Consider the following 20,094-nt stretch of genomic DNA (forward strand, 5'->3'; position numbering starts at 1 on the left):
ATTTTATTAAACAGTAGCTTTTAGACTTTCCCGGGCCTGAGCCTTTAAAATAAGAATTCGATTTACAGCGTTCAAATAGGCTTTCGCAGAGGCTTCAAGAACATCTTGCGCCATTCCCCTGCCGCTTGATTCAACGCCTCCGACCATGACTTTTACAAAGACTTGAGCAAAAGCATCCCGGCCGCTGCTGTTTGATTGAATCCGATAGTCCTGAAGTTTAATAGAAAAACCTGTGCACCTTTCAAGAGTATTGTAGATGGCTTCTACACTGCCTCCGCCAGTAGCTGCTTCCTGTACAAGCTGCTGCTCCTGGTTTTTCAAAGTAACTGTAGCAGTAGGGACCTGGGTTGTTCCGTACTGGACCTGAAGGGATACTAGTTCAAACATATCCTCGCTTCTTTCAACTTTTTCCTCTATTACAAGTGCGGCAATATCTTCGTCTGTGAATTCTTTCTTCTTCTCAGACAGTGTTTTGAACGTTTTAAAGATTTTATGTGATTCTTCTTCCGTTACATTGAAGCCAAGCTCGATCAGCTTGCTTTTAAATGCGTGACGTCCTGAATGCTTTCCAAGAACCATTGAATTAGTGCCGACTCCTACAAGCTCCGGAGAAATAATTTCGTATGTCGTTTTTTCCTTCAGTACACCATCCTGGTGAATACCTGATTCATGGGCAAAGGCGTTTTTTCCGACAACAGCTTTATTCGGCGGAATCATCATTCCTGTCAGCTTGCTTACTAAATCGCTTGTTTTCTTGATCTCATCCAGCTTCATATTGGTTTTTGCACCAAAGTAATCTGAACGAATATGGAGGGCAACGCCGATTTCCTCAAGTGATGCATTCCCTGCACGTTCACCTATTCCATTAATCGTACCTTCAATTTGCCCTGCTCCATTTTCAATGGCTGCCAAGGAATTCGCAACAGCCATTCCAAGATCATCATGGCAATGTGCTGATAAGATGACGTTCTCAATGCCCTTGACATTTGATTTCAAATACTGAAAAATCTCTCCGTATTCTTTTGGGTTAATGTAGCCCACCGTATCCGGAATATTAATCACATTTGCACCAGCTGCAATCACTTCTTCAACGATTTTCGCCAAAAATGGAAGCTCGCTTCTGCATGCATCTTCTGCAGACCATTGAATAAGCGGAAAGAACTTCGATGCATATTTAACGGATTCAACTGCTGTTTTAATTACCTGCTCCGGAGACTGCTTTAATTTATATTGCATATGAATGGGCGATGTCGCAAGGAATACATGAAGCCTCGGGTGTGCACCATCCTTCAATGCATCCCATGCTGCATCGATATCCGTTTTCAATGATCTTGCAAGTCCTGTAACAGAACAATTTTTAATGCTTCTTGCAATCTCCTGTACAGCTGAAAAATCTCCTTTTGAGGAAGCCGGAAACCCGGCCTCCATAATATCAACACCAAGACGTTCAAGCTGAAAAGCAATCTGCAGTTTTTCTTTTGCATTTAAATTGACTCCTGCTGATTGTTCGCCATCTCTTAGCGTTGTATCAAATAAGTTAATTTTTCGCACTTGCGACCACTTCTTTCCGTTTTGGCTTAACAAATGGCATCATTTCACGAAGCTTTCTCCCCACTACCTCAATTTGATGTTCATTTTCACGATTGTTGATTGCGTTGAACTGAGGACGATTGACTTGGTTTTCAATGATCCAGTCTTTTGCAAATTTACCGGATTGAATATCATGCAAGACTTCCTTCATTGATTCTTTTACTCTTTCATCTACAACTCTTGGTCCAGATACGAAGTCTCCCCATTGTGCTGTATCTGAAATTGAATATCTCATTCCCGCCATTCCATCTTCATACATAAGGTCAACAATCAGCTTCAGCTCGTGCAGACACTCAAAGTATGCAAGCTCTGGCTGGTATCCCGCTTCTACTAATGTTTCAAATCCAGCTTTTACAAGAGATGTTAATCCTCCGCATAAAACTGCCTGCTCTCCGAAAAGGTCTGTTTCCGTCTCTTCTTTAAAGGTAGTTTCAAGCACTCCTGCTCGAGCTCCTCCGATTGCTTTTGCATAGGCTAATGCAAGATCCTTTGCCTCGCCTGTTACATCCTGATGGACTGCGAATAATGCAGGAACACCGGCACCGTCCTCAAACGTTCTTCTGACAAGATGTCCCGGACCTTTAGGAGCAACTAAAAATACGTCTACAAATTCAGGGGGAACAATCTGATTAAAGTGAACGTTAAATCCGTGTGCAAATACTAATGCATTTCCTGGCTGCAGCTGGTCTTTGATTTCTGCTTCATATACTTTTTGCTGCTGTTCGTCAGGCAAGAGCACCATCACTACATCTGCTTGAGCTGCTGCTTCTTTAACCGTTGTAACTTCTACTCCGTCTGAAGCAGCCTTGTTAAATGAATTTCCTTTGCGAACGCCGACTACTACATCAATTCCGCTGTCTTTCAAGTTCAGTGCATGAGCATGCCCCTGTGAGCCGTAACCGATCACTGCAACCTTTTTACCTGCTAATACTTCCTCTTTAACATCACCGTTATAATATACTTTTACCATGTCCATTCTCTCCTTTTAATGTCAATTAGTTAGACGATTGAATATGTTTTAGCGCTATTTGCAGAACGCTGTGTTCCTCTAGTGAAAGCAGTTGTGCCGGTTCTGGCAATTTCTTTGATGCCATAAGGCCTTAATAGATCAATGATTGCTTCAATTTTTTCTGCTTCGCCAGTAACCTGAACAACTACACTGTCACGGCTTACATCAATAACTGTTGCCCTGAAAGGCTCAATCACACCCTGAACTTCCATTCTTGTCGCTGGAGGTGCGATTACTTTTATGAGGGCGAGCTCTCTGGCGACAATCGATTGATTTGTTATATCCTGCACTTTTAAAACATCAATCTGTTTATTCAGCTGTTTTGTAATCTGTTCAACTTCCTTTTCGTCTTCAACGTGAATGACAAAGGTCATTCTTGAGATTCCTTCAATTTCTGCATGCCCGACTGTGATGCTTTCAATATTGTAATGTCTTTTTGTAAATAAACCGGTAATCCTGTTAAGGACCCCTGAGCGATTGTTGACTGTAAGCGTAAGAATTCGCTTCACGGTTTAACACCCACCATTTCATGTAATCCTTTTCCTGGAGCAATCATCGGGTATACATTTTCCATCTGGCTTACATTTACGTTAAACAGAACAGGTTCATTCGATAAAAGAGCCTGTTTGAAAGCCGGAAAATCTTCTTCAGTCTGAATTTTCAGTCCCTTCATTCCGTATGCTTCCGCTAATTTCACGAAATCAGGCTGCGATTGAAAAACAGATTGCGAATATCTTTCTTCATAGAAGATTTCCTGCCACTGTCTGACCATTCCAAGCACTCCGTTGTTCAGTAAAATCACTTTAACCGGCAAATTAAGTTCGTGGATAACAGATAGTTCCTGAAGAGTCATTTGGAAACCGCCGTCTCCAAGGATTGCGATAACATTAGCATCCTTTTCAGCAAGCTGGGCTCCAATAGCTGCCGGCAATCCGAATCCCATTGTGCCGAGCCCCCCGGATGTAACCCAGCGATTCGGCTGCTGCAGGCGGTAGTACTGCGCTGCCCACATTTGATGCTGACCGACATCTGTAGTAATAATCGCCTCACCATTTGTCCATTCATGAATGAGTTCAATCATATGCTGAGGTTTAAGCTCTTCATCTGATTTTTTGTACCATAATGGCAAGGACTTTTTATTATTCTGTAAGGCTGTATACCATTCATCATGCTGGCTTCGTTTGCCGTTTTGATGAATGAGATTTTCAAGAACAAGCTTTGCATCGCCAACAACTGGAATTTTGGTTTCAACCACTTTGCCGATTTCAGCAGGATCGATATCAATATGGGCAATCGTTGCATTTTTGGCAAAATGATTTAAGTTCCCTGTTACCCTGTCATCAAACCGTGCACCGACACTGATTAATAAATCACATTCATATAACGCCATGTTTGCGGTATATGTACCGTGCATTCCGGCCATTCCGAGAAAGAGAGGATGATCTGCAGGAAAACTTCCCAGACCAAGCAGTGTGTTTGCGACTGGTATGTGCTGCTGTTCGGCGTATTCTTTCAGCAGCTCGCTTCCTTTAGCATGAAGCACTCCTGCTCCGGCTAAAATGACCGGCTTTTTAGCACTGCTGACTGCTTCGACAAGCTTTCTGATTTGAAGATAATTCGGTTCCGTTTTTGGCTGGTATCCCGGAAGATGAACGGGAGTGTCGTAGTTGAAAATCCCTTCCGCTACTGCGATATCCTTTGGAACATCGATGAGTACCGGACCGGGTCTTCCTGTTGTTGCGATATGAAAAGCTTCCTTGATGATGCGCGGAAAATCATTTACATCCCGGACTTGATAATTATGCTTAGTAATCGGCATTGTGATTCCAATTACATCCGCTTCCTGGAAAGCATCTGTTCCAATGACGGAAGATGCAACCTGACCTGTAAATACAACCAGCGGCAGGGAATCAATCATAGCATCCGTAAGTCCAGTAATCAGGTTCGTTGCGCCTGGCCCTGAGGTTGCAATGACGACTCCAGGTTTGCCTGAAACTCTCGCATAGCCCTCAGCTGCATGAATTCCGCCTTGCTCATGCCTTGTTAAAATGTGATACATGCCAGAGTTATAGAGTTTGTCATAGATTGGAAGAACAGCCCCTCCCGGATAACCAAAAATCATCTCTACTTTCTCCCGTTTTAAAGCTTCAATCATCATCATGGCCCCGGACATCGTTTTCGTACACTTGGCAGAATTTGCATCCAATTGTACCTTCATACTCATTGATTATTGCCTCCTTTTTTCCCGCTATCACCTAAAGCCTTATTTTTTCATCTGATTATTTCAAAATAAAAAACCTCCCCGCCCCAATATTGCCCACGTGTAATGTGAGTCAAAGGGGCGAGAAGGTTTGAAAACACTTTTCGCGGTACCACCCTTATTCATGGTCTGCATTAGACCACCTTATGAAAGCTCATGGCTTTCTTTTAATAACGAGTGCTGTGTAAAAGACACCCGGCTGATTCTACTAAACTTCAAATCAGCACTCAGAGGCGAGTTCACTTAAAAAGGGACCACCGGTTCTCAGCTCCACCAGCTCTCTTTAGATCCTTGTTTTCTAAGCTACTTTTCCTCTTCAGCGTTTTAGATTATAGTTTTTATGTTTTTATTAGCTTACACTCAGGCTTGAACTGCTTCCTTTTACTTTTACACCATCTGTGATTACTTTTTCTCTGAAACACTCGAGCAGACGATTCGTATGCTCTCCAGGCTGCCCATCACCAATTTCCCTGCCGTCTACCTTTACTACAGCAATGACTTCAGCGGCAGTTCCAGTCAGGAAAACTTCATCCGCTGTATAAACATCATGTCTTGTGAAAGGTTCTTCACGCACATCGTAGCCAAGTTCTTCAGCTATTTCGATGATGACATTTCGGGTGACTCCTTCGAGTGCTCCCAAGTAACCAGGCGGGGTAAGAAGTCTTTTGTTTTTATAGATAAAGACGTTATCAGCAGATCCCTCTGCGACGTAGCCTTGATCATTCAGCATCAGCGCTTCGCTTACATTTGCGAGATGTGCTTCAATTTTTACAAGCACGTTGTTAAGATAGTTCAATGATTTTACTTTAGGACTTAAGACGTCCGGTCTATTCCGCCTTGTAGGAACTGTCACAATATCAATTCCTGTTTCATACAGATGTTTAGGGAAGATTGACAGGGGTTCTACAATAATGACAACATTTGCTTGCTTGCATTTATATGGATCAAGCCCAAGATCACCGACTCCTCTTGAGACAACAAGTCTGATATAAGCGTCATCTAAACCGTTTTTCTCAACGGTCTTTACCGTTAAATCCGTCATTTCCTCTTGCGTATAAGGCATGTTGAGTAATATGGATCTCGCTGACTCATACAATCTCTTCATGTGCTCATTTAATCTGAAGATGTTGCCGCTGTATACTCTGATTCCTTCGAAAATACCATCTCCGTAAAGGAATCCGTGATCATACACCGAAATTTTCGCATCTTCTTTTTTTACAAATTCATTATTCAGAAAAATCCATTGGTCACCCATAAAGAGCACACCTTTCTTTTAAAGTCTAAACGCGTTAATCAGTTGAATTCTAGTGTGTAAAAAAAATCCGTATAACGATTGTTATGGACTCTTTTAAGAACCTCACATGTTCATGTAACTTATATTTGAGCCTATATTACGCCCATTAAATAGCGGTGTCAACAGTCTTTTTTCGAATTGTTAGATAATTTAGATTTGTTTGTGAATTTGTATACGCTTACATGCCTGTCATAAAAGGAAATTCAATTTTTTGAAGTTTTTTTAAAGTTTTTTTCTGTGAGATTGTCTTACAAGGTTTTGGCTGATTTTATAAGGGGTAAATAGGGGAGAAAAAAATTTTTGAACTTATTTTTTATAGGATTTTTTATCATATCAGAATGAAATTTGTTAGAAAAAAAAGGATTTAAAAAGCGATTTTCAGCCTGCCAGAATATTACAAACTTTTTCCTGAGCGATTAGGTTTTTAAAATCAACAAAAAACTTCTTTCGATAAACCCGAAAGAAGTTGTATGTATAAAGTATGGCGTCCCAGGAGAGATTCGAACTCCCGACCAACGGCTTAGAAGGCCGTTGCTCTATCCACTGAGCTACTGGGACATGTTTTTTGTTAACATCGTTGATTATGTATCAGCGACATTTTTTATTATATGATCCATTAGATAAAAAGTCAATAACTTTTTCTAAAATTTTATGAAAGAGGGAAAAATATCCCTCTTTCATGATAAAGCCAGCTCAAACCTTTGTGAGAGGCCGGGTACAGGAGATCCGTCCAACTCAAAAAAGGTAACTTGTGCAGAATGATTTTGTATTTCTAATATAACATATGTTTTTTCAGTTCGCATCCGCGGAAGTCTAATGCTGCCAGGGTTAATAAAGAGGATATCATCGACATATTCCGCTCCCGCCATATGCGAGTGACCAAAGCAGACAATCTTCGCGCCATGCACAGCAGCACTGTACTTCAAATTCATAAGTGTCGACTTTACATTGTGCATATGACCATGAGCAACAAAAAATCGATATCCTTCCACATCTTCAATGACTTCATTTGCAAACCTTGCTTCTAAATCACAGTTTCCGCGTACAGAAGCATACCCCTGCATGGCAGGATGATCTGCCTCAAGTTCAGAATCCCCGCAATGAAACATCGCTTCTGTTTCCCCTTCATGGCGTTTTCTGATCTCCTGAAGCTCATCCGTTAAGCCATGGCTGTCACTGATTATTAAAACTTTCACGTTTAAAACTCCCCATCGTCAGGCATTAAGCAATTTTGCAAGCTTTTGCAGCGCAACTGCGCGATGGCTGATTTTATTTTTCTCTTCCTTTGTTAATTGCGCCATCGTTTTTGCTTTATCTTTCACTAAGAAAATGGGATCGTATCCGAATCCATTCCCGCCAACAGGCTCCTCTGTAATATAGCCCTCAACTGAACCTTCTACTGTGACGGTTTCACGGCCAGGTTCAGAGAGTGCCAGAGCGCACCGGAATCTTGCATTCCGTTCTTCCTTTGAAACACCCTTCAGCTTCAGCAGCACTTTTTCGATATTGGCTGCATCACTTTTCTCAGCTCCTGCATAGCGTGCTGAATAAACCCCAGGTTCACCGCCAAGATAATCTACTGATAGTCCGGAATCATCCGCAATGGCCATTTTTCCGTAAAGTTTTGAAATAGCCTCCGCTTTTAAAACGGCATTTTCTTCAAACGTTGAACCAGTTTCTTCAACTTCTGGCGAATCTTCAAGGTCCAGTAATGAAATGGCCTTTAGATCATACTGAGATAAGATTGATTGAAATTCAATTAATTTGCCTGCATTTTTCGTTGCAATAATAACTTCCTTCATAATGATTCATCCCTTTCCATCTTTTTGATCGATGATTTTTAGAGCTAAATCTCCAAGGGCCTCCATTTGAATAGAAATTAACGAGTTTATTCCTTTTTCAGCTAAATCAAGCAATTCATTCAGTTCTTCTCTTGAAAAAGTCGCTTCTTCTCCAGTTCCCTGAAGCTCAACGAATTTTCCTGAAGACGTCATGATGACATTCATATCCACTTCTGCTGATGAATCCTCAATATAGTTTAAATCTAAGATCTCTCCAAGCTTTGAATCCATTCCGACTGATGTCGCAGCCAGGAAATCCGTGATTGGCAGCGTGCTTAATTTCTTTTGGGACATCAGCTTTCCAAGTGCTAATGTCATAGCGACAAAAGCTCCGGTGATGGAAGCTGTTCGGGTCCCGCCATCTGCCTGGATCACATCACAATCAATCCAGATTGTTCGTTCCCCTAACTTTTCAAGATCAACAACCGCACGCAGAGCTCGTCCGATCAAGCGCTGAATTTCCATTGTCCGGCCAGTAATTTTACCTTTGGACGATTCTCTGATCGTCCGCTGTTCGGTAGCACGCGGCAGCATTGAATATTCCGCTGTGATCCATCCTTTACCTTCTCCCCGCATAAATGGCGGCACGCGATCCTCAATGCTTGCATTGCAAATCACCTTTGTATCGCCAACACTGATTAACACCGAACCTTCAGGGTGCTTCACATAATCTGTCAGAATTTCAACTCGTCTTAATTCATCTTGTTTACGTCCATCATGTCTCATCATATTCCTCCGATCAATCCTATTGCTGACCTAAGCTTTTGTCTTATGTATAAACAATAAAGAAGAGGCAGCGCTTATGACCACCTCTTAGTTTCTCTATATAGTATATCAAAAATCAGCGATTAAAAACTACCTGTGTTCACATTGACTGGACGGGAGACAGGTTCTGTAATCTTTTTGCCTTCTTCATTAACAAGCTCTGCTTTCCCATCAACGGTCAAAACGACATTTTCAATTCCAGGCTGTTCTGTCAGTGATAAAACAAGAGAATTCAGAACATGTGTCGAAACCATTTTTTCGTCTCCATCTGCACTTCCATAGATAGATTCGTTAAAATTAAGGGTTACAGTGCCATCTTCAAGCTTAGGCTCTTCAAGCAGCTTTACATCCTGCTCCAAATCGGTTAACAATGCACGTGAGATGGAAGGTTCCTCAGTTAATTTTTTCACCACTGCTGCAATTGGATCCTCTTCGTCATTGCTGACTCGGGTTGTAACAGGTACATAGTATGTCTGATCATTATGCTGAGCTGTATAGTAGACCGTCAGAGGTTTTGTATTCGTAATGTCCATTACGCCCGCTGTATCAAGATTAATGCCGTCAGCACGGCTCAGCTCGCTGCTGATCGGAGTGCCTCCGACAGGCATTTCATTTTGTTCATGACCGTTAATCATAATTTTGACTGTTTTCACAGAATCGAACTGTGTCAATGTCCATGTAATCGACTGAAGAATTTTCAATTCATCTTCAGCTTGATAGTTTTTAAACTCTTTAGAGAAATCTACGATGGCTGTACCATCTTTTACATTCACAGCAACTTGAGTATCCTGCGGGATAACGGCTCTGAAGCCATCAGGAAGGATATTGCTGACAGGCCCGCCCTCTACAAGGTATTCAAGCACTTGTTTGGCTACGCCTTCTTCCTTAGGCAAATCAAATGTCTGGGCAACAACAAGCCCGTTGCTGTCAATCAAATATAACTGCCTGGAATAGGTTTGAGCCGACTCTTCACCTTTTTTACCTTCTGCTGTTGTTTTTTCTTCTTTCAAAGTTTCTTCATTCCCTTTATCAGCATCTTCAACATATGAAACATCTTGGGGAGGATCAATTTCCTTTGCTTTTTCCCCGCCGAATAATCCGCATCCTGACAAGAGCAGCGTCGATGTTACAACAGTAGCAGCAATCTTCATGTTTCTATTTTGAGACATACAATTCCCTCCTAAGGCAGTTTGTACTACTATGTATACGAGCTGTTTATTGAATTAGACCGATTTTGAAAAGTATTTTTGTACAGGCAAAAATCATTTATCCAAGTAAAAGAGGGATTATGCTCGATCACCAATTAGTGACAATCGTTTCGGAAAAGTTATTTGCAGTTATCCTATTTCTTATAGCCAATTTGAGGAATTTATTAACTATCCGCTTGACAGCCCTCTTTCTCGGCTGTCTTACATAAGAGAGGCACAGCTAATTGTGAGTTTTGCAGAAAAAGAGCAGCTGATTATCAGAGAGATGATGCTTCCGCGGCCAATTCACAATAGCCGGAATGAAAAAAAGAGGAACCGCAATCGGCTCCTCTTTTTTATAAGGTAATGGATTTAACATTTTCAACTGGCTGCTCAAACAATTGAGAAGCAATTCTCTGGAAAAGCTCCTGTGATCCAGTCGTTAAAAATAAATGATGATTTTCTTCCTGTGTCTCATTTAAGGCATCTTTATAAGACAGGATGGTACTGACTTCACGGGCTGTTTCATCACCCGAGCTGATAATCTTCACCTTGGGACCCATATAATCCTCAATTAACGTCTTTAAGACCGGATAATGTGTACATCCCAGGATCAGCGTATCAATTGGCTGATCTTTTAAAGGAAAAAGAGATTCCTGTACGATGGATACGGCATAATCATTTTCGTAATCTCCGCTTTCCACAAGCGGCACAAATGCCGGACATGCCAAGCTCTCAACTTCAACTGTCTTCTTAATCGTTTTAAGAGCCTTCTCATATGCACGGCTTGCAACTGTATTAACGGTTCCGATTACACCGATATGATTATTTCTGGTGACTTTAATCGCTGTTCTGGCCCCAGGGAAAACGACCCCTACTACGGGGATATCAAGTTCTTCCTGGATTTCCTGCAAAGCAATCGCTGTTGCCGTATTGCAGGCTATCACAAGCATTTTTATATGATGATTTGATAAGAGATAATTCGTCATTTGCCAAGTAAATGAACGCACCTCTTCCAGCGGTCTCGGTCCATATGGACATCTTGCCGTATCACCTAAGTAGATGATGTCTTCGTTTGGTAACTGCCTCATGATTTCGCGTGCAACGGTCAGTCCGCCGACACCGGAATCAATGACGCCAATTGCTCTGTTCAAAAAATCGCCTCATTCTTCTCTCATTTCTAGATGTAATTTCATTAATGAGCTTTCAAGCTGGATAATTTCCTGCATATCATAATTTTTGATTACATTCTTTAAGTATTGTTGACGCTTTTGTATAACTTCTTCAATGATGCGCTGCCCTTCTTCAAGAAGATGCACCCTCACAACTCTTCGGTCATTTGGGTCTTTAATCCTTACTACCAGTTTGTTTTTCTCCATTCGGTCAACAAGATCTGTTGTGGTGCTGCATGCAAGGTACATTTTATTAGATAATTCACCGACTGTCATGTCTCCATGTTCTGAAAGCCATTGCAGCGCTACGAATTGAGGCGGTGTAATCGGAAATTGATTAAGAATCTCCCTGCCCTTCTGTTTGACCATAACAGAAATATGCCTAAGGGATTTCTCCATATCAGCTACCATTTTATCACTTAATACATCATTATGAACTGTCATCAGCAACCCTCACTCATTCAATCTGACCGCACGGAATGAAACTTAACAGTAGGAATGTGCGTATCATATCCATTTTCTATGTTTTTATGAAAAATTGCAAGTTTCATATTTTAGCTGACCGATATGAAAAATAAGAAATAGCATAGTCAGATTAGCGCAGCCCCGCTTTTTTTGCACAGAAATAATAACCGGCTACCCTTAAAATCAAGGTCAGCCGGTACGTATTAGAGCTCAAGTTCACCCATACGAAGGAGCTCAACAACAGCTTGTGATCTCCCCTTAACACCAAGCTTTTGCATCGCATTGGAAATATGGTTCCGAACTGTCTTTTCACTAATAAAGAGCTCGCCCGCTATTTCTTTCGTTGTTTTGTCTTGAACTAATAATTCGAATACTTCTCTCTCTCTTTTCGTGAGTAATGGCTTTGATTGAAACTCTTTCTCTTTCAAGAATTGTAACCCTCCTTGCTAGGTGCGAGCCGATCTAACGAATGGGTATAAGATTAGTCAACATATAGTATGTGCACACTGTAATGGCGGTGACAGGAATCTCAGAAGAAAGCTGGAAATTCCGTGTCTATTTTTCAAGTGGCAAATATGGCAGACTGAGTAAGGATCTTTTTCTCCACTTCCAGAAACGGTACACTTTTTCCATTGTATTTAGATATTTGCACAACGGTGCCTCGTCCTGTAAAGCAAACTTCATTTTTTTCATTCACAGCACAATAATGCAGATCCATCGATGAATTTCCGATTGATGCCACTTTTACATAAAGGCGGATTTTCTCATCAAAAAAGACCTGTTTCACGTAATCACAATGAATATCTGCAACGACAGGAATCAGCTCCCCGTCTTTTTTCAGCCAGTTTTCCATAAGTCCTGAGTGCTTAAAGTAATCAATGCGGGCTTCTTCAAAATATGAAATTGGAGCCGTATTGTTCATATGTCCAAACATATCTGTTTCGGAAAAACGTACTTTTATCGGATAGTAAAAAGAAAAAGAATCTATCCATTCCTGGAAAGGCAGCTGTATGTAAGATATTTGTTTCATGACATGTTTCCTCATTTCTGCTTTAAGTAAAAAACACCTCTTCATCAAAAGGAAGAGGTGTTTTCTTAATAAATGATTTCAAATGTTTTCATGGATATCTGTGTATTAAACTTGATCGCTTCCGAAGAAATTACGGAATGCCTGGAACGTTGTATCTCTGTTAAGTGCAGCAATTGAAGTCGTTAAAGGAATGCCTTTAGGACATGACTGGACACAGTTCTGAGAGTTTCCGCAGTTGGCAAGACCTCCGTCTCCCATAATGGACTCCAGACGTTCTGCTTTATTTAATGCTCCGGTTGGATGAGCATTAAACAAGCGTACTTGTGAAAGCGGAGCAGGGCCGATGAAATCTGAATTGCTGTTTACATTCGGACAAGCCTCTAAGCAGACACCGCAAGTCATGCATTTTGATAATTCATATGCCCACTGACGTTTTTTCTCAGGCATACGCGGGCCAGGGCCTAAGTCATAGGTTCCATCAATAGGAATCCAGGCCTTTACTTTTTTCAGGGAATCAAACATTCTGCTGCGGTCAACCTGAAGGTCGCGGACAACAGGAAATGTTCTCATCGGCTGGAGGCGAATTGGCTGCTCGAGCTGGTCAACAAGGGCTGTACAAGACTGCCTCGGCTTGCCGTTAATCACCATAGAACATGCTCCGCACACCTCTTCGAGACAGTTCATATCCCAAGTAATCGGAGTTGTTTCTTTTCCTTGTGAGTTAACTGGATTCCGTCTGATCTCCATTAAAGCAGAAATCACGTTCATATTTGGACGATAAGGAATCTCAAACGTTTCATCATAAGGGGCTGCTCCAGGCTGGTCTTGGCGAGTAATAATAAAACGAACTACTTTCTTTTCACTGTTCATTTTTTATTCCCCCTTTTTCTTCTTCGAATAGTCGCGTTTACGAGGTTCAATTAAGCTTACATCCACTTCTTCATAGTGGAACTTAGGAGCAGCTTTTTGACCGGCAAAAGTGGCCATTGTCGTTTTTAGGAATTCTTCGTCATTACGTTCAGGGAAGTCCGGTTTGTAATGAGCACCGCGGCTTTCATTGCGGTTATAAGCACCAAGTGTCACAACACGGGACATTTGAAGCATGTTTTGCAATTGACGCGTAAACGTCGCACCCTGATTGCTCCATTTCGCAGTATCATTGATGTTGATATTGTCATATCTTTCAAGAAGCTCTTGAATTTTTTCATCTGTTTTAAGAAGCTTATCATTGTAACGGACAACTGTTACATTGTCAGTCATCCATTCGCCAAGCTCTTTATGAAGGACATATGCATTTTCAGTGCCATTTAAGTTCATGATATTTTGCCATTTTTCTTCTTCCTGCTTTACATGACCGTCAAATAATGAAGAAGAAAGATCTTCAGCAGATACATCAAGACCGCTCACATATTCAACTGCTTTTGGTCCGGCAACCATACCGCCGTAGATAGCAGACAATAATGAGTTGGCACCTAACCGGTTAGCTCCATGCATCGAGTAATCACACTCGCCTGCAGCAAATAAACCAGGGATATTCGTCATTTGATCATAATCAACCCATAGTCCGCCCATTGAATAATGAACAGCCGGGAAAATTTTCATTGGAAGCTTGCGGGGATCATCACCCATGAATTTCTCATAGATTTCAATGATTCCGCCAAGTTTGATATCAAGCTCTTTCGGATCTTTATGAGAAAGATCAAGGTAAACCATGTTCTCTCCATTGATTCCAAGCTTTTGTGAAACACACACATCAAAAATTTCGCGAGTTGCAATATCACGAGGAACCAGGTTTCCGTATGCAGGATATTTTTCCTCTAGGAAATACCAAGGCTTACCGTCTTTATAAGTCCAGACACGTCCGCCTTCCCCGCGTGCTGACTCACTCATCAGGCGGAGCTTATCGTCTCCGGGAATAGCCGTTGGATGAATTTGAATAAATTCTCCATTTGCATAATGAACACCCTGCTGATAGACGATTGAAGCAGCTGACCCCGTGTTGATGACAGAGTTCGTTGATTTTCCGAAAATGATTCCTGGTCCGCCTGTTGCCATAATAACTGCATCCGAGCGGAATGATTTCATTTCCATTGTTGTTAAGTCTTGTCCGGTAATTCCGCGGCAGACTCCATCATCATCGATGACAGCGCCAAGGAATTCCCAGCCTTCATACTTCGTAACTAGTCCAGCAACCTCATAGCGGCGCACTTGCTCATCCAAAGCATATAAAAGCTGCTGTCCTGTCGTAGCACCTGCAAATGCTGTACGGTGATGCTGTGTTCCTCCGAAGCGGCGGAAGTCAAGAAGCCCTTCTGGAGTACGGTTGAACATCACTCCCATGCGGTCAAGCAAGTGGATAATGGAAGGTGCAGCTTCGCACATTGCTTTTACAGGAGGCTGATTCGCAAGGAAGTCCCCGCCGTATACAGTATCATCGAAATGCTCCCAAGGAGAATCGCCTTCCCCTTTCGTGTTAACTGCTCCGTTAATTCCGCCCTGAGCACAAACGGAATGAGAGCGCTTAACAGGAACTAAAGAAAATAAATCTACATGAACGCCAGTTTCTGCAGCTTTGATCGTAGCCATTAGGCCCGCTAAGCCACCACCGACGACTATTATTCTACCTTTACTCATCTGGCCCACTCCCTTTGATTCTAATACCTATCAAACAAATGCAAAAATAGTACTGACTCCAACGTAAGATAAAGCTAGGAAAAGTGCGATCGTCACATAAGTTGAGATCAGCTGAGATCTTGGAGTCACAGTAATTCCCCAGCTCACAGCAAATGACCACAGTCCGTTTGCAAAGTGGAAAATCGTTGAAACAACACCTACAACATAAAATACAATCATGAATGGATTACTGAAAATGGAGGCCATCATATCAAAATTCACTTCGGCGCCAAATGCGGCTGCAATTCTTGTTTCCCATACATGCCAGGATACAAAGATTAATGTAATCACGCCTGAAATCCTTTGAAGCATAAACATCCAGTTGCGGAAGTAGCCAAATTTGCTTACATTGTTTTTAGCTGTAAACGCAATGTAAATTCCATAGATCGCATGGTATAAAAGCGGCAGGAATATAATAAAAGTTTCCAGAACAACTCTAAATGGCAAGCTTTCCATAAAATGTGCAGCATTATTAAACGCTTCTTCTCCTCTTGTTGCAAAGTTATTTACAACAAGATGCTGAATTAAGAAGACGCCAACCGGGATAACTCCAAGCAAAGAATGAAGTCTGCGGTTTAAATATTCTCTGTTTCCAGCCATCTCACATTACCCCCTATTAATATTAAAATCTTTTTTTTAATGTTTCTCCTATTCCCGGCAACCTTTTAAAAAAATAAACATTGTATGATAAAATGTGACAAATTTATTGTACTCCCAACGAGTTACAGCGTCAAGAAAACGCGTTCATAAATTTTAATTTTGTGACAAGTCTTATTTTCCACCTATTTTTATTTTCCTGAAATACTTTCACAGCAGTTTTAGAGCTTGTAATTTACTTTTATTTCATGTTCTTACCCGCCCAACTTGATATATAATAAAGGCAGAAAGAGGGGAAGAATGTGAAAAAAAACAGCGAACAAATCGATATAACTCAGCTGAGGGATATGCAAGTGCCCGCATTCGCCTATGAGCTGTTAAGAGAGGTTCTTATTCCGGATATTCTCGGGAGAGAGTCCGCATCTATGCTTTACTGGGCTGGTAAAAGCCTTGCGCGCAAATATCCTGCAGAATCTATAGAGGAGCTTATTGCTTTCTTTTCATTAGCCGGCTTTGGAACTCTTTCATTGGTACATAAGAAAAAAGATGAAATGGAATTTCAGCTTGACGGCGAACTGATCAAAACAAGATTCAAAACAATGAAAGAACCTTCTTTTCAGCTTGAAGCGGGATTTCTGGCACAGCAGGTGCAGCGAATGAACAAGCAGATAACAGAAACCTATGAACAAGTAAAAAAACGTGCGGATAAAGTGCACTTTACAGTGAAATGGGATTACAAAGACATGGAATTTGACAACGATTAAAGGGATGGGTATTCATGATACCCACCCCTTTTTTATCTTATTTACAGCACTTTTGCAGGCTGCTGTGATAATTCAAAGGCATCATGCAGCACTTCTACCGCCTTCACCATATCATTATGGCTGATAACAGTTGACACTTTAATTTCAGACGTGCTGACCATTTTCACTTCAATACCTTCTTCGGCAAGAACATGGAACATTTCTGCCGCCACACCCGGATTTGAGACCATGCCAGAACCGACGATGGAAACTTTTGAAAGACCACCTTCTGATTCTATTTTTTCAAAGCCAAGCTCGGATTGATAGGTTTCAAGTACATGAACGGTTTCTTCCACATCACCTGTTTTCACAGAAAAGGAGAGTGATGCCAAACTGCTGTCTGTTGAACTTTGAATAATAATATCCACATTAATTCCGTGGCTTGCAAGTGTCTTGAAAATAGTAGACAGGGTTTTGAGGCCGCTTGGCAATCCGCTGACCGTGATTCGTGATACTTGATCTTCAAACGCAATTCCTCTTACAACTAAATTCTGTTCCATCTTTGTTTCCTCCTCAATTAAAGTGCCTCTTTCTTTTTCTGAGCTTGATCTGACTTCCAAAGGAACTCCGTAATTTTTTGCAAATTCAACAGCACGGGGGTGAAGTACACCTGCGCCAAGATTGGCAAGCTCGAGCATTTCATCATATGAGATGCCGTCTAACTTTCTTGCACTTTTTACAAAACGCGGATCTGTCGTAAATACACCTGTTACATCTGTATAAATATCACATTTATCTGCTTTAAGAGAAGCTGCCAGTGCAACAGCTGTCGTATCTGAACCGCCGCGGCCGAGCGTCGTTATTTCCTGTCCGTCTGCAAGTCCCTGAAAGCCTGCAACGACAACAACTTTTCCTGCTTGGAGCTGCTCATTGATTTTATCTGAATCAATCCCTGAAATTCTCGCATTGCTGTGGACATTTTCAGTCTTTATGCCAGCTTGCCAGCCTGTATATGAAACAGCATCGTATCCTTGTGCCTGAAGAGCCATAGTCAAAAGAGAGATCGTTACTTGTTCACCAGTTGATAGCAGCATATCCATTTCGCGTTTGCTTGGTTTTTGAGTGATTTCCGCTGCCAGGGAAACTAAATGATCCGTTGTTTTCCCCATTGCTGAAACAACAACTACGACATCATTCCCATTATTTTTTTCCTCGATTGCTCTTCTTGCAGCATTCATAATTTTTTCTGGAGATCCAACAGATGTACCTCCAAATTTTTGTACAACTAAACCCATATCAGCCTCTCGCCTTTCCTATTATATTGATCGTCAGCAGGTAAAAGGGAGAATCTCAGAAAACGCAAAAAAGCAATGAGATTCTCTATCTCATTGCTTGCATAAACGAATAATGGAACTTCATTCATACAATGAGATAGCGCTCCAAGAAAAATACATCTTCTTGACAATTTTACGTCTATTAAACGCAAAACCAGCAAAAGAAAGAAATGGCTCTTTATTTGCTTCGGCGACTCTCCCCTTTCACCCATCTTCAAAGGAATCCATTTTCCTCAGAAGGGCTACTCTTGAAGTTCGCACCTCTACCATCATTTAACGAACTAAACGATCTGGTTATGAAATTAGTTAGAATTGTAGCAAAGAATTTGTCTTTGTGCAATCTATTCTTTCAATTTTTCTGCTAAAAGCTGTGCCGTGATTGCCGGAATCCCTGCGGCCATCAGCTCTTCCAGGGTGGCTTCTTTCATTTTTTTAACAGAACCGAAATGCTTGAGCAGAGTCTTGCGCCGTTTTTCCCCGACTCCAGGTATATCATCCAAGATCGATTGAAAGGCCGTTTTTCCTCTTGTCTGCCTGTGAAAAGTAATCGCAAAGCGATGCACTTCATCCTGGATTCGCTGCAGCAGATAAAACTCCTGGCTGTTGCGTTCAAGTTCAATAATAGTCGGAGGGCTGCCGATCATTAAATTAGAAGTCCGATGTTTCTCATCCTTTACTAGTCCTGCGACAGGGATGGATAAACCGAGTTCATTTTCCAGTACATCTTGAGCTGCAGCCAGATGCCCTTTGCCTCCGTCAATGATAATCAAATCAGGAAGCGGCAGCTCCTCTTTTAGCACGCGCGTGTATCTTCTGCGGACAACTTCACGCATGGACTCGTAATCATCTGGTCCCTGAACTGTTTTAATTTTGTACTTGCGGTACTCTTTTTTGGCAGGCTTACCATCTATGAATACAATCATCGCAGATACAGGGTCTGTCCCTTGTATGTTTGAATTATCAAATGCTTCAATTCTTGCCGGTGTATAGATGCCCATTTTTTCACCAAGCTGATCAATTGCTTTGATTGTTCTTTCTTCATCACGCTCAATGAGGGAGAATTTTTCTTTTAAAGCGATTTTGGCATTCTGATGTGCAAGCAATACCAGATCCTTTTTCTTTCCGCGTTTAGGATGAATTGCTGAAACGTGAAGAAGCTGTTCTGCCATTTCATTATCAACGCTTTCAGGCAGCAGAATTTCTTTAGGCAGAATATGATTGTTCTTGGAGTAAAATTGGCCAAGAAAGGTTAAAAATTCTTCATCCGGCTCCTGGTACAGCGGGAACATGGCAATATCACGTTCTATCAATTTGCCCTGACGGATGAAGAAAACCTGTACGCACATCCATCCTTTATCATAGGAATAGCCAAACACATCCCGATCGACAAAATCGTTCATCGCCATTTTCTGTTTTTCCATGGTTGCATCAATATGGGCGATGGAGTCACGATATTCCTTTGCCCGTTCAAAATCCAGATTCTCAGCAGCAGCCAGCATCTTCTTTGAAAGTTCTTCTTTAATCTGCTTGAAACCGCCTCTTAAAAAACGGGACATCTCATCGACCATTTGACGGTTTTGCTCTTGTGTTACCTTATAGACGCACGGTGCCAGACACTGCCCCATATGATAATAAAGGCAAACACGGTCTGGAAGCGTTGAACATTTTCTAAGCGGATAAAGCCGGTCCAGCAGTTTTTTCGTCTCTCTTGCAGCCTGTACGTTAGGATATGGACCAAAGTATTTCCCATTATCTTTTTTGACATTCCTGGTGACAATAAGACGCGGATGCCGTTCAGCTGTAATTTTAATAAATGGATACGTTTTGTCATCCTTTAGCATGACGTTATATTTAGGATCATGCTTTTTAATTAAATTTAATTCTAAGATCAGCGCCTCGATGTTCGAAGACGTGACGATATATTCAAAATCCCTGATTTCATTTACAAGCCTTTGCGTCTTACCGTCATGTGAGCCGGTAAAGTAAGACCGTACCCTGTTTTTAAGCACTTTTGCTTTACCCACATAGATAATGGTTCCGAATCGGTCTTTCATTAAATAACAGCCCGGCTGATCTGGCAGAAGTGCCAGCTTTTCTTTTATTAGTTGTTCCATAGCGGACACTCCGTTTCCCT

The 20,094-nt window shown here is 41.6% G+C and carries 19 protein-coding genes, 1 tRNA gene, 1 riboswitch and 1 other annotated feature; of the genes, 1 reads left to right on the top strand and 19 read right to left on the bottom strand.

Annotated features, from left to right (window positions below):
- Positions 1-6: 6 nt before the first annotated feature.
- The 17 genes from K8L98_RS18675 to K8L98_RS18755 all read right to left on the bottom strand — a co-directional run bounded on the left by K8L98_RS18675 (position 7) and on the right by K8L98_RS18755 (position 15,886).
- Positions 7-1,551 (bottom strand): 2-isopropylmalate synthase, encoded by a 1,545-nt coding sequence (locus tag K8L98_RS18675; RefSeq protein WP_223437048.1) that lies wholly within the window; start codon positions 1,549-1,551, stop codon positions 7-9.
- Positions 1,538-2,560 (bottom strand): ketol-acid reductoisomerase, encoded by a 1,023-nt coding sequence (gene ilvC, locus K8L98_RS18680; RefSeq protein WP_223437050.1) that lies wholly within the window; start codon positions 2,558-2,560, stop codon positions 1,538-1,540. The genes K8L98_RS18675 and ilvC overlap by 14 nt, the downstream gene beginning before the upstream one ends.
- A gap of 29 nt (positions 2,561-2,589) precedes the next feature.
- Complete coding sequence (ilvN, locus tag K8L98_RS18685) at positions 2,590-3,108, bottom strand: acetolactate synthase small subunit (RefSeq protein ID WP_223437052.1); 519 nt, start codon at positions 3,106-3,108, stop codon at positions 2,590-2,592.
- A complete protein-coding gene (gene ilvB, locus K8L98_RS18690; protein WP_223437054.1) occupies positions 3,105-4,823 on the bottom strand; it encodes an acetolactate synthase large subunit in 1,719 nt (572 codons plus the stop codon). The genes ilvN and ilvB overlap by 4 nt, the downstream gene beginning before the upstream one ends.
- 110 nt (positions 4,824-4,933) lie before the next feature.
- Positions 4,934-5,188: a binding site (T-box leader), on the bottom strand.
- A 20-nt stretch (positions 5,189-5,208) separates the two neighbouring features.
- Positions 5,209-6,114: a branched-chain-amino-acid transaminase gene (gene ilvE, locus K8L98_RS18695; protein ID WP_223437056.1), complete on the bottom strand. Its 906-nt coding sequence runs from the start codon at positions 6,112-6,114 to the stop codon at positions 5,209-5,211.
- Between the two features lie 521 nt (positions 6,115-6,635).
- Positions 6,636-6,711, bottom strand: a tRNA-Arg gene (locus K8L98_RS18700).
- Positions 6,712-6,830: 119 nt separating this feature from the next.
- On the bottom strand, positions 6,831-7,349 hold the full coding sequence (locus tag K8L98_RS18705) for a metallophosphoesterase family protein (RefSeq protein ID WP_223437058.1): 519 nt from the start codon (positions 7,347-7,349) through the stop codon (positions 6,831-6,833).
- Positions 7,350-7,367: 18 nt separating this feature from the next.
- Positions 7,368-7,955, bottom strand: a complete 588-nt coding sequence (locus K8L98_RS18710; protein WP_223437060.1) for an XTP/dITP diphosphatase — start codon at positions 7,953-7,955, stop codon at positions 7,368-7,370.
- Between the two features lie 6 nt (positions 7,956-7,961).
- On the bottom strand, positions 7,962-8,720 hold the full coding sequence (gene rph, locus K8L98_RS18715) for a ribonuclease PH (RefSeq protein ID WP_070876380.1): 759 nt from the start codon (positions 8,718-8,720) through the stop codon (positions 7,962-7,964).
- Positions 8,721-8,842: 122 nt separating this feature from the next.
- Positions 8,843-9,928: a GerMN domain-containing protein gene (locus K8L98_RS18720; protein WP_420828797.1), complete on the bottom strand. Its 1,086-nt coding sequence runs from the start codon at positions 9,926-9,928 to the stop codon at positions 8,843-8,845.
- A gap of 374 nt (positions 9,929-10,302) precedes the next feature.
- Positions 10,303-11,100 (bottom strand): glutamate racemase, encoded by a 798-nt coding sequence (gene racE, locus K8L98_RS18725; RefSeq protein ID WP_223437062.1) that lies wholly within the window; start codon positions 11,098-11,100, stop codon positions 10,303-10,305.
- Between the two features lie 9 nt (positions 11,101-11,109).
- Entirely contained in the window at positions 11,110-11,562 is a 453-nt protein-coding gene (locus K8L98_RS18730) for a MarR family winged helix-turn-helix transcriptional regulator (RefSeq protein WP_223437064.1), read from the bottom strand.
- Between the two features lie 224 nt (positions 11,563-11,786).
- Positions 11,787-12,011 (bottom strand): spore germination transcription factor GerE, encoded by a 225-nt coding sequence (gene gerE, locus K8L98_RS18735; RefSeq protein ID WP_029279253.1) that lies wholly within the window; start codon positions 12,009-12,011, stop codon positions 11,787-11,789.
- A gap of 134 nt (positions 12,012-12,145) precedes the next feature.
- Positions 12,146-12,613 carry an acyl-CoA thioesterase gene (locus tag K8L98_RS18740; RefSeq protein ID WP_223437066.1) on the bottom strand — a complete coding sequence of 156 codons (468 nt, stop codon included), beginning with the start codon at positions 12,611-12,613 and terminating at the stop codon, positions 12,146-12,148.
- 105 nt (positions 12,614-12,718) lie between these two features.
- Positions 12,719-13,483 (bottom strand): succinate dehydrogenase iron-sulfur subunit, encoded by a 765-nt coding sequence (gene sdhB, locus K8L98_RS18745; RefSeq protein WP_070876370.1) that lies wholly within the window; start codon positions 13,481-13,483, stop codon positions 12,719-12,721.
- A gap of 3 nt (positions 13,484-13,486) precedes the next feature.
- Positions 13,487-15,247: a succinate dehydrogenase flavoprotein subunit gene (gene sdhA / locus K8L98_RS18750; RefSeq protein WP_223437069.1), complete on the bottom strand. Its 1,761-nt coding sequence runs from the start codon at positions 15,245-15,247 to the stop codon at positions 13,487-13,489.
- A gap of 30 nt (positions 15,248-15,277) precedes the next feature.
- Positions 15,278-15,886, bottom strand: a complete 609-nt coding sequence (locus K8L98_RS18755) for a succinate dehydrogenase cytochrome b558 subunit (RefSeq protein WP_070876365.1) — start codon at positions 15,884-15,886, stop codon at positions 15,278-15,280.
- Positions 15,887-16,230: 344 nt separating this feature from the next.
- Between K8L98_RS18755 and K8L98_RS18760 the strand changes: the two genes are divergently transcribed.
- Entirely contained in the window at positions 16,231-16,647 is a 417-nt protein-coding gene (locus K8L98_RS18760; RefSeq protein WP_223443587.1) for a YslB family protein, read from the top strand.
- Between the two features lie 41 nt (positions 16,648-16,688).
- Here K8L98_RS18760 and K8L98_RS18765 read toward each other — a convergent pair whose 3' ends face one another.
- Positions 16,689-17,921 carry an aspartate kinase gene (locus tag K8L98_RS18765; RefSeq protein WP_223437071.1) on the bottom strand — a complete coding sequence of 411 codons (1,233 nt, stop codon included), beginning with the start codon at positions 17,919-17,921 and terminating at the stop codon, positions 16,689-16,691.
- Positions 17,922-18,050: 129 nt separating this feature from the next.
- A riboswitch (Lysine riboswitch) is annotated at positions 18,051-18,234 on the bottom strand.
- A gap of 67 nt (positions 18,235-18,301) precedes the next feature.
- Positions 18,302-20,074 carry an excinuclease ABC subunit UvrC gene (gene uvrC / locus K8L98_RS18770; RefSeq protein WP_223437073.1) on the bottom strand — a complete coding sequence of 591 codons (1,773 nt, stop codon included), beginning with the start codon at positions 20,072-20,074 and terminating at the stop codon, positions 18,302-18,304.
- Positions 20,075-20,094 lie beyond the last annotated feature (20 nt).

Source organism: Metabacillus dongyingensis (assembly GCF_019933155.2).
Taxonomy (GTDB): Bacteria; Bacillota; Bacilli; order Bacillales; family Bacillaceae; genus Bacillus_P; species Bacillus_P dongyingensis.